Raw genomic sequence first — 13,588 nt, 5'->3', positions numbered from 1 at the left:
CGAATCCGCCGATGATCGGACCACATTTTTTGCTTGAACGCACAAGGAGTCTGCATGAAGCGCAGCCTGACCCTGTTGGCCGTGGTTGTGGCCGTGGCCGCTGGAGCCGGTTACTGGTACGTGCAGGGCAAACTGCCACAACGCGAGGGCGAGGTGGCGATGGCCGGCCTGCAAGCGCCGGTCAGTGTGCGCTACGACGGCCGCGGCGTGCCGCACCTGCAGGCGCAGAGCGAGCCAGACCTGTATCGCGCCCTGGGCTATGTGCATGCCCAGGACCGGCTGTTCCAGATGGAGATCCTGCGCCGCCTTGCCCGTGGCGAGCTGGCAGAAGTGCTGGGCGACAAGCTGCTGCCCACCGATACCCTGTTCCGCAGCCTGCGCATTCGCGAACAGGCCGCACTGATGGCCAAGCGTCAGGACCCGCAATCACCTGCCTGGCAGGCCCTGCAAGCCTACCTCGACGGGGTAAACAGCTGGCAGGCCAGCCATGCCAAGCCCATGGAGTTCGACCTGCTCGGCATCACCCCGCGCCCGTTCACCGCCGAAGACACCCTGAGTATCGCCGGTTACCTGGCCTACAGCTTCGCGGCCGCGTTTCGCACCGAGCCCGCGCTTACCTACATCCGCGACCAACTAGGGCCTGAATACCTGAACATCTTCGACCTCGGTTGGCAACCCGAAGGCGCCTTGGGCACGCCACTGGCGGCTGCCGACTGGCAAAGCCTGGAGGCACTTGCCCGGCTCAGTCACGAAGCACTGGGCGACGCCGGTATCCCGCAGTTCGAAGGCAGTAACGCCTGGGCGGTGGCCGGCAGCCACACCCGCAGTGGCAAGCCGCTGCTGGCCGGCGACCCGCACATCGGCTTCGCGGTGCCAGCGGTGTGGTACGAGGCCGAACTGTCGGCACCCGGCTTCAACCTGTATGGCTACTTCCAGGCGCTCAACCCGTTCGCCTTGCTGGGCCATAACCGCGACTTCGGCTGGAGCCTGACCATGTTCCAGAACGACGACGTCGACCTGATCGCCGAGCGCACCAACCCAGCCGACGCCAACCAGGTCATGGTCGACGGCAAATGGCAGGCGCTGGAAAAGACCGAACAGCAGATTGCGGTGAAAGGCGAAGCGCCGGTCACCCTCAGCCTGCGCCGCTCGCCCCATGGCCCAATCGTCAACGACGTGCTGGGCGCCACGGCCGGGCCCACGCCAATCGCCATGTGGTGGGCGTTTCTGGAAACCGAAAACCCGATCCTCGAAGGCTTTTACCAGCTCAACCGTGCCGATACCCTGGGCAAGATGCGCGAAGCCGCTGCCAAGGTTCACTCGCCGGGGCTGAACTTTGTCTGGGCCAATACCCGTGGCGATATCGGCTGGTGGGCGGCGGCAAAGCTGCCAATCCGCCCAGACGGCGTCGACCCCGCGTTCATACTCGACGGTGCCAGCGCGCAGGCCGACAAGCTCGGGTTCTACCCCTTCAACGCCAACCCACAACAGGAAAACCCGGCGCGCGGCTACATCGTCTCGGCCAACTACCAGCCCCCGGCAGCGTTGCCGATACCGGGCTACTACAACTTGCCCGACCGTGGCCGCCAGCTCGACCGCCAACTGGCCAACCCTGAGGTGAAATGGGACACGCAGAACAGCCAGGCACTGCAGCTGGACACCGCCAGCGACCATGGCCCGCGCACCCTAGCCCCGCTGCTGGCAACGCTGCGCGCGGTGGCCGAAGGTGACGAAGAGAAGGAACTGGTCGAGCAGCTGGCTGCCTGGCGCGGCGACTACCCGCTGGACTCGACCAGCGCCACGCTGTTCAACCAGTTCCTCTACGAACTGGCATTTGCTGCCCTGCATGACGAACTGGGTGACACGTGGTTCCCGGTACTGATCAGCACCCGCGCCATCGATGCCGCCTTGCCGCGCCTGGCGGCGGATGCCGATTCACCCTGGTGGAACACCCGCGGTGGCAACCAGCGTACCGACCGTACCGCAGTCGTGCGCACAGCTTGGCAGCACAGCTTGAAGCACCTGCGTGACACCCTGGGCAGCGACCCGGCCAGCTGGCAATGGGGCAAGGCGCATACCCTGACCCACAACCACCCGCTGGGGGTGAAAAAGCCGCTGAACCTGCTGTTCAACGTCGGGCCGTTCGCCGCACCCGGTACCCATGAAGTGCCGAACAACCTCTCAGCGAAGATCGGCCCGGCGCCATGGCCGGTCACCTATGGGCCATCGACCCGCCGGCTGATCGACTTTGCCGATGCCGGGCAGGCACTGACCATCAACCCGGTCGGCCAGAGTGGCGTGCCGTTCGACAGGTATTATGCGGACCAAGCGAAGGGGTATGTGCAGGGAGAGTATCAGCGGGCGCAGATGGGGGTGATACCGGCGCAAAGTACCCTGAGGCTGGTACCGGGCGGGTGATCGATGGGGCTGCTTTGCAGCCCATTCGCAGCACAAGGCTGCTCCTACACAGGACCGCGCAATCCTGTAGGAGCAGCCTTGTGCTGCGAATGGGCCGCAAAGCGGCCCCAATCACACTGTCAGCCCTGCCATTTGCCGCCTTCGACAATCACGCTTTCCGGCTTGGTGTCATCGCTCAGTTCCTTGCGCACATACTGGTCATACAGTTTCAGCAAGAACTTCTCTTCCCCAAGCTTGGCCAGCTCGGCATTCACCCAGTCACGCAGCTCGGTGTTGCCCTTCTTCACCGCCGGCGCAATCGGCGCTTCGTCACCCAGCAGCTCAGGCAGCACGCGGAAACCCGGGTTCTGCTTGGCCCAGCTGAACAGGATCAGGTTGTCCTGGGCATAGGCATCGCCACGGCCGGTGGCCAGGGCTTGCAGCGACTCACTGTTCTTCTCGAACTTGAGCAGTTTCCAGTCAGGGTGATTTTTGGTCAGCCAGATATCTGCCGTGGTGCCGGTGGTGACGATGATGGTCTTGTCGGCCAGGTCGTCGAGCTTCTGTACCGGGCTGCCATCCGCCACGATGGCCTGCACGGCAACGCGCAGGTTGGGGTTGGTGAAGTCCACCGCTTCCTTGCGCTCCGGGGTCACAGTCATGTTGGCGAGGATCAGGTCGACCTTGTCGCTCTGCAGGAACGGAATACGGCTGGCCGGTTCCACGGCCACGAACTCGACCTTGTTTTCATCACCCAGCAGGTCCTTGGCCAGGCGCCGGCCAATGTCGGTGTCAAAGCCCACATAGCGGCCTTTTTCATCGACGAAGCCGAACGGCGGCTTGTCGGTGAACACCCCGACAATCAGCTTGTCGCGGGCCTTGATGGTTTCCAGGTAGCTGGTGGCTGGCGATGCCGCTGCCGGCTTGGGCGGTTCTTCGGCCTTGTTGCAGCCGGCCAGCAGGGCCAGGCCGAACAACGGCGCCAGCAGTTTGGTGAGGTTGGCAGTTTTCATGACAGTTCCTTGTGCAGTGTCTTTGGCAGGCTTTCTACGAAGGAGAATTTCTCCAGGAACTGCTGCGCGCGTGCGGTCTGCGGTTTGGTGAAGAAGCTCTCGGGGTCGCCCTGTTCAAGGATCCTGCCGGCCTCCATGAACACGATGCGGTCGGCCACCGCGCGAGCGAAGGCCATTTCGTGGGTAACAATGAGCAGGGTCATGCCGTCGCGGGCCAGGCCCTGAATCACCTGCAGCACCTCCTTGACCATTTCCGGGTCGAGGGCGGCGGTAACCTCGTCGAACAGCATCACCTCGGGGTTCATGCACAGTGAGCGCACGATGGCGATGCGCTGCTGCTGGCCCCCGGACAATTGCCGGGGGAAGGCGTCGCGTTTGTCCAGCAGGCCGACCCGCGCCAGCAGCGCCTCGGCCTGGGCCTGCGCTTCGGCTCGTTCGCGTTTTTGCACCTTGAGCGGGCCGAGCAGCAGGTTGTCGATCACGCTCATGTGGCCGAACAGGTGGTAGCTCTGGAACACCATGCCCACCCGCTGGCGAACGTCGCGCCAGTCGGTGCGCGGGTCAAGCAGCTCTTGCCCGGCCAGCCGCAGGTGGCCGCTGTGGGCCTGCTCCAGGCCATTGAGGCAGCGCAGCAGCGTGCTCTTGCCGCAACCGCTGGGGCCGAGGATGACCACCACTTCGCCGGCCGCCACCTTGAGGTCGACGTCCTTGAGCACCTGTTGCTCGCCAAAAAACTTGTTGAAACCCTGGAATTCGATCAATGCGCTCATGAGTGTGCCCAACGGCGTTCCAGCACGCGCGAAGCGGCGGACAGCGGATAACAGACGATGAAGAAGAACAGGAACAAGGCGCCGTAGATCAGCACCGATTCGTAGGTGCGTTCGATGATCTGCTGGCCGGCCTTGATCACCTCGACCACGCCGATCAGCACCGCCAGCGAGCTGGTCTTGATGATCCGCGTGTAGATGTTGATAGTCGGTGGGGTCATGCGCTTGAGCGCCTGCGGCAGCAGCACGTAGCCATACAGCTGCCAGCCGGCCAGGCCGATCGACAACCCGGCCTCGCGCTGGCCCCGCGGCAGCGAGGCCAGTGCACCGCGCACCACCTCGCCTACCTCGCTGGCGCCCCACAGCGCCAGTACCAGCACGGCGCACCAGAAGCTGGGGATGCTCAGGGCAAAGAAGATCGGCAGGCCGAAGAACACCAGGTACAGCCAGACCAGCACCGGGATGGCGCGGAACAGCTCCAGGTACACCTGCAAGGCGATGTTCAGGGCACGGTTGCCCAGGGTTGCCAGCACGCCGTACAGCACGCCACCCAGCGTTGCGAACAGAATGCCCAGCGCCGAGATGGCCAAGGTCTGCGCGGCGCCGCCGGCCAGCTGCGGCAGCGCCTGCAGCAACAGGTCAAATCCCGAACTGGCCATGTTGCAGCCTCCTTTCCACATAGCGCAGCAGCAACGACAGCGGCAGGAACAGCAGCACGCAGAGCAGGGTCAGCACGGTGAGCATTTCGTAGGTCTTGTAGTACAGCGCGATGTAGTTCTTGGTGGTGTAGAGGATTTCCGGCACGGCCACCGCCGACACCACGGTGGTTTCCTTGAGCAGGAAGATGAAATTGGCGAACAGTGCCGGCAGGCTGAGGATCCCGGCCTGGGGCAGCACCACATGACGCAGCAGCTGGCCCTCGGACAGGCCGATGGAGCGCCCGGACTCAAGCTGGGCACGCGGCACGGCTTCGATGCCTGCCCGCAACACTTCGGTGAGGTAGGCACCGCCCATGAAGGTCATGGTGATGATCGCAGCGGAAAAACCGGAAATCTTCAGGCCCAGGCTCGGCAGTGCGAAGTAGACGAAGAACAGCTGGATCAGCAGCGGCGTGTTGCGGGCCAGCTCCACGTAGGCTTTGACCAGGCGCCACAGGTAGGGGGTGCGGAGTACCAGCAGGGTGGCATTGACCAGGGCGACCAGTAGCGAGGCGGCAATGGCGATCAGGCCTACCTGCAAGGTCACGCCCACGGCCTTGAGGAAGGCGGGTAGCGTGCTGAGGATGAATGCGGTGTCGAGGGTCATGGGTAGAGCAAGTCTGCAGGGTGCGCGGGGGCACGATTGCTAGACTTTAATGATCTAAAAAATTTTTAATAAATATCTTTATTGCATATGCATAGTACAGGCAAACACGCCCTTTGTAGGAGCGGCCTTGTGTCGCGAAAGGGCCGCAAAGCGGCCCCGGCGATGGCAGGTTTAACGCAAACATCCTGGGGGCGCTTCGCACCCCTTTCGCGACACAAGGCCGCTCCTACAGGGGGATCGCATCTCACCCAAATGCATGATCCCGGAAATGAAAACGCCGACACAGGGGTGTCGGCGTTGGGTTATGCAGTGTATCGCAAGCGAATCAGAACGCCGGCAGTACAGCGCCCTGATACTTCTTGGCGATGAATTCCTTCACTTCCGGGCTGGTCAGGGCCTTGGCCAGTTTCTGGATGGCGTCGCTGTCCTTGTTGTCCGGGCGGGCAACCAGGAAGTTCACGTACGGCGAGTCGGCACCTTCGATCACCAGCGCATCCTTGGCCGGGTTCAGGCCGGCTTCCAGGGCGTAGTTGGTGTTGATCATGTCCAGGTCGACCTGGTCCAGCACACGCGGCAGCATGGCCGACTCAAGCTCGCGGAACTTCAGCTTTTTCGGGTTCTCGGCGATGTCCTTGGGGGTGGCCAGGGCATTCTTCGGGTCTTTCAGGGTGATCAGGCCAGCCTTCTGCAGCAGGATCAGGGCGCGGCCGCTGTTGCTGCCTTCGTTAGGGATGGCAACGGTAGCGCCTTCCTTCAGCTCGGACAGGTTCTTGATCTTCTTCGAGTAGCCACCGAAGGGTTCGACGTGTACGCCAATGACCGTTTCCAGGTGGGTGCCTTTACCTTCGTTGAAGCTCTTCAGGTAGGGCAGGGTCTGGAAGTAGTTGGCGTCCAGACGCTTCTGGTCTACCTGCACGTTCGGCTGTACGTAGTCGGTAAAGACCTTGATCTGCAGGTCCACGCCCTCTTTGGCCAGGGTCGGCTTGATCAGTTCAAGGATTTCGGCGTGCGGTACCGGGGTAGCGGCAACCACCAGTTTCTCGGCAGCGGCGGCCAGGCCGGAGAACGACAGGGCAGCGGCCAGGGCGGTGGTCAGCAGGGTCTTCTTCATGGTGGTCCTTGTTCTGAATCTGGGCCATCGGCGATGGCGAATCGGTTGCCCAACCGGTTCACCAGCGGGCGTGAAGCGGACAATACCTAGATTTTTTATTCCGTAACAATATCTTTTACTTAGCTGCTTATTCCAAAATCAAACTGCCACCAGCCACTTTGCTTATGAGCGATGTCTAGCGCGCGGTGTTGGGCAAGTCGAGGTCTTCTGGCTGGATCTCTTCGCTGTCATTCACCAGCAAGGCAAAGTGGATGACGTTCTCCAGTTCGCGGGTATTGCCGGGCCAGAAATGCGCTTCCAGCACCTGCTGCGCAGCCTCGCTTACCAACGGCACAGGCCGCTGCAGACGCACGCTGTAGATACCCACAAAGTACTCGGCCAGCGGCAGGATATCGCCCGGCCGCTCGCGCAGCGGCGGCAGTTCCAGCGCGCCCTCGCGCAGGTACTGGTACAAGCGCTCGTTGAAGCGCCCCGCACGTACCACCCGCGCCAGGTCGATGCTGGTGGCGGCGACCAGGCGGACATCCACCGGCTGTGGCTGCTGCGCGCCCACCCGGGTGACCTCGCGGTTTTCCAGGGCCGCCAGCAGCTTGCCCTGGATTGCCAGCGGCAAGTCGGCAATCTCGTCCAGGTACAGCGTGCCGCCGTTGGCCGAACCGAACCAGCCGGCGCGGCTGCTGGCCGTACCGCCCTGGCTGCCGGCGCTGTAGCCGAACAGCTCGGCATCGGCGTAAGTGGGGCTGATGGCTGCGCAGTTGACCGACACGAACAGCCCGCCACGGTCGCTGGCACGGTGGATCTGCCGGGCCAGCAGCTCCTTGCCGGTGCCGGTTTCGCCACGGATCAGCACAGGCAAAGGTTGCGGCGCCAGGCGCTCGAGGTCTTCGCGCAACTGCTGCGAACGCGGGTCGATGAACACCAGGGCCTTGGCACGGATGCTCAGGGGGCTCTTGTCCAGCTCGGGGAAGGTCAGCAGTGGCTGGCCAAACGGGTTTTGAAACGTCATGACGAACTCCCGCCCCAGGCCTTCATTGGCCGGGCGTCAGGTAAACGGAAAACGCTAAGGCCTATCAGGCGCGACGCAGTGCGCGCTGCTCGACCCGGCTCTGCAAGCGATACAAGTAGGCGAAGCCTTGTTCCCAACGCTCATGGCCGGACTTGACGTTGATGTGCCCGGCATTGCTCAGCAACCCCGCTTCGGCGCCCCAGGCCTGGGCCAGGTACAGTGCCCGCGGTACGCTCACGGCCGGGTCGTTGTCCGAGCTGACTAGCTGGCTGGGGAACGGCAGCGCCTCGGCCGGGATCGGCGCAAAGTTACGCAGCGCTGGCGCGCAGGTGGGCCGCTCGACGTCTGCCGGCGCTACCAGCAGTGCACCCCGCACCCTGCGCCGCAAGGCCGGGCTGGCCTGCGCGGCCCAATGGGCGACCGTGATGCAGCCAAGGCTGTGAGCAATCAGGATCACCGGCGAACGCTCGGCGGCAATCGCCTGTTCCAGCGCCTGCACCCAGTCCTGCCGTTGCGGGGTGAGCCAGTCGTGCTGCTCGACCCGCGCACTATTGGGCAGGGTGCGCTGCCAGTGACTTTGCCAATGGTTGTCTGGCGATCCTTGCCAGCCCGGCACAATCAGGTAACGAATTGACTCATTGCGCATGGGGACGCCTCCAGTAAGTTTGCGTGCTTGGAGACAAGTATAGGGAGGGAGTTATATTCGTAAAGGAATAAGAAGCTATTTATTAATAACCAAATTCTTGTTCCAGGCACGGCCCCCTGTAGGAGCGGCCTTGTGTCGCGATGGGCCGCAAAGCGGCCCCAAACCCAGCGAATGCGGTCTATCAGGAATATGCGGGGTGCAGGTTTCGGGGCCGCTTTGCGGCCCATCGCGACACAAGGCCGCTCCTACAGGGAACGCGAAGTACCCGGGCAAAAAAAAGGGCCATCCCCTGCCAAGAGATATGGCCCCAACGCACTTGCGAGAATCACTTGCCTGAAGAGGTTTTGCAGGTATCAGCGCGCGGTTATCACCGCCAGTTTGCTGATCCCCGCACGTTCGATGGCTGCCATGGCCCGCGCCACTTCGCCGTAGTTCACGCCGTCATCGGCCTGCAGCTGCACGCGCACGTCCGCATCCTTGTCCTTGGCAGCCTTGAGGTTGGTTTCCAGCAAATCGGGCTGGATCTGGTCCTTGTTGATGAACAGCTTGCCTTCTCCGTCGATGCTGACCACCAGCGGGTCCTTCTGCTCCACCGGGGCCACGGCCTCGGTCTTGGGCAGGTTGATAGGGATGGCGTTGGTCAGCAGCGGCGCGGTGACGATGAACACCACCAGCAGCACCAGCATGACGTCTACCAAAGGCGTGACGTTGATTTCACTGAGGACTTCGTCGCTGTCCTGGGTCGAAAAGGCCATATCAGGACGCCTCCTTCACTGGCTGGGTGAAACCAGCCTGGGCTTTTTGCACAGCAGGGTGCACCAGCACACGGAACGCACTCTTCTGCGCCAAGCTGTAGAAGTCGTGGGCGAAGTCATCCAGGTCGGCAGCGGTCAGCTTGAGGCGACGCAGGAAGTAGTTGTACACCAGCACAGCAGGCACCGCGACGGCGATACCCACACCGGTAGCCACCAGTGCCGCACCGATGGGCCCAGCAACAGTTTCCAGGCTGGCGGAACCGGCCGCACTGATGCCCTTGAGCGCTTCCATGATGCCCCACACGGTACCGAACAGGCCGATGAAGGGCGAGGTGCTACCGATACTGGCGACCACCGCCAGGCCGGTTTCCAGCGAGCGGCGCTCACGCACGATCTGCTGACGCAGGGCGCGCTCCAGGCGGTCCTGGTGGTTGATGGCGTGGCTCAGGTCATTGGCCTGAGTCTCGCCAACGGCAATCGCGGCGTACCCGGCCTGGGCAACGCGGGCAGCCGGGCCGGGCAGCTCATGGCTGAGTTCGGCGGCCGAGTCCAGGCTGGAGGCAGCCCAGAACTGCTTGTGGAAGCGCTTGTCCTGGTTTTTCAGCCGCACGAACTGCGCAACCTTGACCAGGGCCAGGCCCCAGGTGACGACAGAGAAACCGACCAGCAGCCAGATGACTGCGCTTTCAACGGATTCGAGGGGGGATGCCAGCAGGCTCATGATGGTGTCTTCCTGTGTTCTGCGAAATAGTTAGCGAAGCTTGAAATCGATCGGCACGCTGACCCAGCCGGTCTGGGCCACGTCGCCCTGCTTGGCGGGTACGAAGCTCCAGCGCTTGACCGCGGCCAGCGCGGCAGCGTCGAGGGCGTCACGGCCACTGCTTTTCTGTACCTGGATCTGCCCGGGCTTGCCGCTTGGCAGCACCTCTACGCGCAACAGCACGGTGCCTTCCCAGCCACGGCGCTGGGCCATTTGCGGGTATTCCGGTGCCGGGTTCTTCAGGTACGCGGCGTTGGCCGATGCCGGGGTTACCGGGGCCGGCGCGGGTGGCGCTGGCGCAGGCGGTGCGGGGGCGGCCACCGGCGCTGGCGGTGGTGCCTCGACAGGCTTGGGCTGTGGCTTGGGCGCTTGCTTAACCACCGGCTTTGGCACGGGCTTTGGCTTGGGTTTGGGCTTGGCGGCCAGTTCGTCGACCACCGGTGGTGGCGGTGGCGGCTCGACCACAGGCGGTGCGGGCGCTGGCGGCGGCTCGACCACAGGTGGTGCAGGCGCTGCGAACTCGATGGTCATGGGTGGCACCTGTGGTGGCACCACTGGCAGCTCGGGCGTTGGCGCCTGGCTGACCCAGTACGCTGCAGCGCCATGCAGCACCAGCACCAGCAGGCCCAACACCAGCTTGTCGCGGCGCTTGAGCCCGCTGACGGGCGTGCGTTGCAGGCGCAGCTGGCCAAGCGGGAGGCGAAGCGTGCGTCCAAGCTCGACCAGGTCACCCGGGGCCGGGCGCCATGGCTGGTCGTAGGCCCGAACGGCCGACTGGACATTACCCATTGATCAAACTCCTGGGGTCTCGATTCAGGTGTGTGGCTGAATCATCGGGGCCAGAGGCTTATCTCTTAAAGTAATGTTTAAAATTATGGTTAGAACTGAATTGAATATTGTTTTCCAGGAAGGGCGTGGAAGCCACGAACTGCGCGGGCTGCGGCTGTCGGGGTTAAACGCGATGCATTGGGGGCATGCAAAATATTCGCGTAAGGCATGAGGTTGCAGTTCCCTGTGGGAGCGGCCTTGTGCCGCGATGGGCTGCAAAGCAGCCCCGGCAATCCGTCAGGCAAAAAAAAAGCCCGGAACCAAGCCCGGGCTTTTTCATCATCAAGGGCGGCTCAGATATCCGCCACCTTCTGCCAAACCTTCGGCCGGAAGAACAAGGTCTCGCCCCGCGCCAACCCGGTCAGGCTGTCATGGTCCTTGACCACCTCGGCCTCGATCAACTCGCTCTGCCCTTCCACCTTCAAGGTCACCCGCGTGGTAGCGCCCAGCGGCCGGATATCCCGCACCTCGGCAGCATGGTGCCCTTCGGTCTCATGCCGCGACAGCGACACCTCGTGCGGGCGGAACAGCACATGGTGCCCTTCGCTCACAGCCAGGCGGTTGGAGTCGCCCAGGAAGTGGTAGACGAAATCGTTGGCCGGCTGCTCGTACACCTCGCCCGGCGAGCCGATCTGCTCGATCACGCCCTTGTTCATGACCACGATGCGGTCAGCCACTTCCATGGCCTCTTCCTGGTCGTGGGTGACGAACACCGACGTCAGGTTGATATCCTCGTGCAGCCGCGCCAGCCAGCGGCGCAGCTCCTTGCGCACCTTGGCGTCCAGCGCACCGAATGGCTCGTCCAGCAGCAGCACCTTGGGCTCCACTGCCAAGGCGCGGGCCAGGGCGATACGCTGGCGCTGGCCGCCAGACAGTTGCTCCGGGTAGCGGTCGGACAACCAGTCCAGCTGCACCATGTTCAGCAGCTCGTGCACTTTTTCGGCGATCTTGCTCTCGCTCGGGCGCTCGCCCTTGGGCTTCATGCGCAGGCCGAAGGCGACGTTGTCGAACACGCTCATGTGGCGGAACAGCGCGTAGTGCTGGAATACGAACCCGACGTTGCGGTCACGCACGTCGTGGCCGGAAACATCCTCGCCATGGAACACGATTTTGCCCTGGTCCGGGGTTTCCAGGCCGGCGATGATGCGCAACAGGGTGGTCTTGCCACAGCCGGACGGGCCCAGCAGCGCCACCAGCTCGCCGCTGTTGATGTCCAGGTTGATGTTGTTCAGGGCCTGGAAGCTGTTGAAGCGCTTGCTGACATTACGAACTTCGATCGACATGAATCATTCCTCCGCGGCGCTGTGGCGCAGGCGGTTAATACGGTTCTCGCTCCACTGCTTGAGCAGCAGGATGAAGAGCGCCAGGATCAGCAACAGGCTGGCCACGCTGAAGGCTGCGACGTGGTTGTACTCGTTGTAGAGGATCTCTACGTGCAGCGGCAAGGTGTTGGTCACGCCACGAATGTGGCCCGACACCACCGACACCGCGCCAAACTCGCCCATGGCCCGTGCAGTACACAGCACCACGCCATAGATCAGGCCCCATTTGATGTTGGGCAAGGTCACGTGCCAGAACATCTGCCAGCCATTGGCACCGAGCAGGCGCGCGGCCTCCTCTTCTTGCGTGCCCTGCTCCTGCATCAGCGGGATCAGCTCACGGGCCACAAACGGCACGGTGACGAAGATGGTTGCCAGGACGATGCCCGGCAGGGCGAAGACGATCTGGATGTCATGGTCCTGCAGCCAGGGCCCGAACAGGCCCTGTGCGCCGAACATCAGCACGTAGACCAGGCCGGCGATTACCGGCGACACCGAGAACGGCAGGTCGATCAGGGTGACCAGGATACTTTTGCCACGGAAGGTGTACTTGCTCACGCACCAGGCGGCGCTGACACCAAACACCAGGTTCAGCGGTACCGAAATGGCTACGGCGAGCAGGGTCAGCTTCAGCGCCGACAAGGCATCAGGCTCGAAGATCGCCTCGAAGAAGGTGCCAAAACCGTTCTTCAGCGCCTGCGACACCACGATCACCAGCGGCAGCAGCAGGAACAGGGCGAACACCAGCCAGCCAAGGCCGATAAGAATGCGCCGCGACGTAGCACTGCCACGGCGGGCGGCGTTGGCGGCGGCGCTTGCACTCAGGGATGAACTGGACATGCCGGCCTCCTTCAAGGGGTTTCGATGCGGCGCTGCAGCAGGTTGATCAGCAGCAGCAGGATGAAGGAAACCACCAGCATCAGCACGCCGATGGCGGTCGCGCCGGTGTAGTCGTACTGGTCGAGCTTGACCATGATCAGCAGCGGCAGGATCTCGGTCTTCATCGGCATGTTGCCGGCAATGAAGATTACCGAACCATACTCGCCCACGCCGCGGGCGAAGGCCAGGGCAAAGCCGGTGAGCCAGGCTGGCAGCAGGGCTGGCGCCAGTATGTGGCGGAACACCTGCAGCGGCTTGGCCCCCAGGCAGGCAGCGGCCTCCTCCACTTCACGCGGGATGTCGGCCAGTACCGGCTGCACCGTGCGCACCACAAACGGCAGGGTGACGAAGGTCAACGCCAAGGTGATGCCCAACGGGGTGTAGGCGATCTTGAAGCCCAGGTCGGTGGCGAACTGGCCAACCCAGCCCGCAGGCGCGTACAGGGCGGTCAGGGCGATACCGGCTACGGCGGTGGGCAAGGCGAACGGCAGGTCGATCATCGCGTCGATGATCTTGCGCCCAGGGAAGGTGTAGCGCACCAGCACCCAGGCCAGCAGGGTGCCGATCACCCCGTTGATGATGGCGGCGAACAGGGCGGTGCCGAAACTCAGCTTGAGCGCGGCGATCACCCGCGGCGCACTGATGATGTTCCAGAACTGCTCCCAGGTCAGCTGCGAGGCATGAATGAACATGGCTGCCAGCGGTATCAGCACGATCAGGCTGAGGTACACCAAGGTGTAGCCCAGCGTCAGCCCGAAGCCGGGTATGACGGGGGAAATACGACGTGACATAAGTATCCCTG

At 63.2% G+C, this 13,588-nt stretch carries 14 protein-coding genes; 1 reads left to right on the top strand and 13 read right to left on the bottom strand.

Annotated elements, in window-relative coordinates; translation table 11 throughout:
- Window positions 1-54: 54 nt before the first annotated feature.
- The gene (locus ABI582_RS05220; RefSeq protein WP_442118548.1) at window positions 55-2,418 is read left to right on the top strand and encodes a penicillin acylase family protein; all 2,364 of its coding nucleotides are present in this window, start codon (window positions 55-57) and stop codon (window positions 2,416-2,418) included.
- A 119-nt stretch (window positions 2,419-2,537) separates the two neighbouring features.
- Here ABI582_RS05220 and ABI582_RS05215 read toward each other — a convergent pair whose 3' ends face one another.
- The 13 genes from ABI582_RS05215 to cysT all read right to left on the bottom strand — a co-directional run bounded on the left by ABI582_RS05215 (window position 2,538) and on the right by cysT (window position 13,577).
- A complete protein-coding gene (locus ABI582_RS05215; protein ID WP_442118547.1) occupies window positions 2,538-3,410 on the bottom strand; it encodes a transporter substrate-binding domain-containing protein in 873 nt (290 codons plus the stop codon).
- Entirely contained in the window at window positions 3,407-4,180 is a 774-nt protein-coding gene (locus ABI582_RS05210) for an amino acid ABC transporter ATP-binding protein (protein ID WP_063423256.1), read from the bottom strand. Before ABI582_RS05210 ends, ABI582_RS05215 begins: the two co-directional genes overlap by 4 nt.
- A complete protein-coding gene (locus ABI582_RS05205) occupies window positions 4,177-4,836 on the bottom strand; it encodes an amino acid ABC transporter permease (protein ID WP_027609997.1) in 660 nt (219 codons plus the stop codon). Before ABI582_RS05205 ends, ABI582_RS05210 begins: the two co-directional genes overlap by 4 nt.
- A complete protein-coding gene (locus tag ABI582_RS05200) occupies window positions 4,817-5,482 on the bottom strand; it encodes an amino acid ABC transporter permease (RefSeq protein WP_442118546.1) in 666 nt (221 codons plus the stop codon). The genes ABI582_RS05205 and ABI582_RS05200 overlap by 20 nt, the downstream gene beginning before the upstream one ends.
- A 325-nt stretch (window positions 5,483-5,807) precedes the next feature.
- Window positions 5,808-6,593 carry a MetQ/NlpA family ABC transporter substrate-binding protein gene (locus ABI582_RS05195; RefSeq protein ID WP_442118545.1) on the bottom strand — a complete coding sequence of 262 codons (786 nt, stop codon included), beginning with the start codon at window positions 6,591-6,593 and terminating at the stop codon, window positions 5,808-5,810.
- A 175-nt stretch (window positions 6,594-6,768) separates the two neighbouring features.
- Window positions 6,769-7,599: a sigma 54-interacting transcriptional regulator gene (locus tag ABI582_RS05190; protein WP_063423253.1), complete on the bottom strand. Its 831-nt coding sequence runs from the start codon at window positions 7,597-7,599 to the stop codon at window positions 6,769-6,771.
- Window positions 7,600-7,663: 64 nt separating this feature from the next.
- Window positions 7,664-8,245, bottom strand: a complete 582-nt coding sequence (locus ABI582_RS05185) for an alpha/beta hydrolase (protein WP_338745558.1) — start codon at window positions 8,243-8,245, stop codon at window positions 7,664-7,666.
- 353 nt (window positions 8,246-8,598) lie between these two features.
- Window positions 8,599-9,000, bottom strand: a complete 402-nt coding sequence (locus ABI582_RS05180; RefSeq protein WP_012274719.1) for an ExbD/TolR family protein — start codon at window positions 8,998-9,000, stop codon at window positions 8,599-8,601.
- Between the two features lies 1 nt (window position 9,001).
- Entirely contained in the window at window positions 9,002-9,721 is a 720-nt protein-coding gene (locus ABI582_RS05175; RefSeq protein ID WP_258654319.1) for a MotA/TolQ/ExbB proton channel family protein, read from the bottom strand.
- Between the two features lie 30 nt (window positions 9,722-9,751).
- Window positions 9,752-10,549, bottom strand: a complete 798-nt coding sequence (locus ABI582_RS05170; RefSeq protein WP_442118544.1) for an energy transducer TonB — start codon at window positions 10,547-10,549, stop codon at window positions 9,752-9,754.
- A 332-nt stretch (window positions 10,550-10,881) separates the two neighbouring features.
- Window positions 10,882-11,871 (bottom strand): sulfate/molybdate ABC transporter ATP-binding protein, encoded by a 990-nt coding sequence (locus ABI582_RS05165; protein ID WP_442118543.1) that lies wholly within the window; start codon window positions 11,869-11,871, stop codon window positions 10,882-10,884.
- A gap of 3 nt (window positions 11,872-11,874) precedes the next feature.
- A complete protein-coding gene (gene cysW, locus ABI582_RS05160; protein ID WP_016502135.1) occupies window positions 11,875-12,747 on the bottom strand; it encodes a sulfate ABC transporter permease subunit CysW in 873 nt (290 codons plus the stop codon).
- Window positions 12,748-12,758: 11 nt separating this feature from the next.
- Complete coding sequence (gene cysT, locus ABI582_RS05155; RefSeq protein WP_012274724.1) at window positions 12,759-13,577, bottom strand: sulfate ABC transporter permease subunit CysT; 819 nt, start codon at window positions 13,575-13,577, stop codon at window positions 12,759-12,761.
- Between the last annotated feature and the right edge of the window lie 11 nt (window positions 13,578-13,588).

Origin of the sequence: Pseudomonas sp. SAS7, from assembly GCF_052112345.1 — a bacterium.
In the GTDB taxonomy this organism is placed as follows: Bacteria; Pseudomonadota; Gammaproteobacteria; order Pseudomonadales; family Pseudomonadaceae; genus Aquipseudomonas; species Aquipseudomonas putida_Q.
Note: the sequence above shows the minus strand (reverse complement) of the source record. Positions and strands in the feature narration are given on the sequence as shown.

What these genes read in the sequence shown, in the direction of transcription:
- ABI582_RS05220 (WP_442118548.1), top strand. Translation starts at nt 55, where the DNA reads ATGAAGCGCAGCCTGACCCTGTTGGCCGTGGTTGTGGCCGTGGCCGCT.
- ABI582_RS05215 (WP_442118547.1), bottom strand. Translation starts at nt 3,410, where the DNA reads ATGAAAACTGCCAACCTCACCAAACTGCTGGCGCCGTTGTTCGGCCTG.
- ABI582_RS05210 (WP_063423256.1), bottom strand. Translation starts at nt 4,180, where the DNA reads ATGAGCGCATTGATCGAATTCCAGGGTTTCAACAAGTTTTTTGGCGAG.
- ABI582_RS05205 (WP_027609997.1), bottom strand. Translation starts at nt 4,836, where the DNA reads ATGGCCAGTTCGGGATTTGACCTGTTGCTGCAGGCGCTGCCGCAGCTG.
- ABI582_RS05200 (WP_442118546.1), bottom strand. Translation starts at nt 5,482, where the DNA reads ATGACCCTCGACACCGCATTCATCCTCAGCACGCTACCCGCCTTCCTC.
- ABI582_RS05195 (WP_442118545.1), bottom strand. Translation starts at nt 6,593, where the DNA reads ATGAAGAAGACCCTGCTGACCACCGCCCTGGCCGCTGCCCTGTCGTTC.
- ABI582_RS05190 (WP_063423253.1), bottom strand. Translation starts at nt 7,599, where the DNA reads ATGACGTTTCAAAACCCGTTTGGCCAGCCACTGCTGACCTTCCCCGAG.
- ABI582_RS05185 (WP_338745558.1), bottom strand. Translation starts at nt 8,245, where the DNA reads ATGCGCAATGAGTCAATTCGTTACCTGATTGTGCCGGGCTGGCAAGGA.
- ABI582_RS05180 (WP_012274719.1), bottom strand. Translation starts at nt 9,000, where the DNA reads ATGGCCTTTTCGACCCAGGACAGCGACGAAGTCCTCAGTGAAATCAAC.
- ABI582_RS05175 (WP_258654319.1), bottom strand. Translation starts at nt 9,721, where the DNA reads ATGAGCCTGCTGGCATCCCCCCTCGAATCCGTTGAAAGCGCAGTCATC.
- ABI582_RS05170 (WP_442118544.1), bottom strand. Translation starts at nt 10,549, where the DNA reads ATGGGTAATGTCCAGTCGGCCGTTCGGGCCTACGACCAGCCATGGCGC.
- ABI582_RS05165 (WP_442118543.1), bottom strand. Translation starts at nt 11,871, where the DNA reads ATGTCGATCGAAGTTCGTAATGTCAGCAAGCGCTTCAACAGCTTCCAG.
- cysW (WP_016502135.1), bottom strand. Translation starts at nt 12,747, where the DNA reads ATGTCCAGTTCATCCCTGAGTGCAAGCGCCGCCGCCAACGCCGCCCGC.
- cysT (WP_012274724.1), bottom strand. Translation starts at nt 13,577, where the DNA reads ATGTCACGTCGTATTTCCCCCGTCATACCCGGCTTCGGGCTGACGCTG.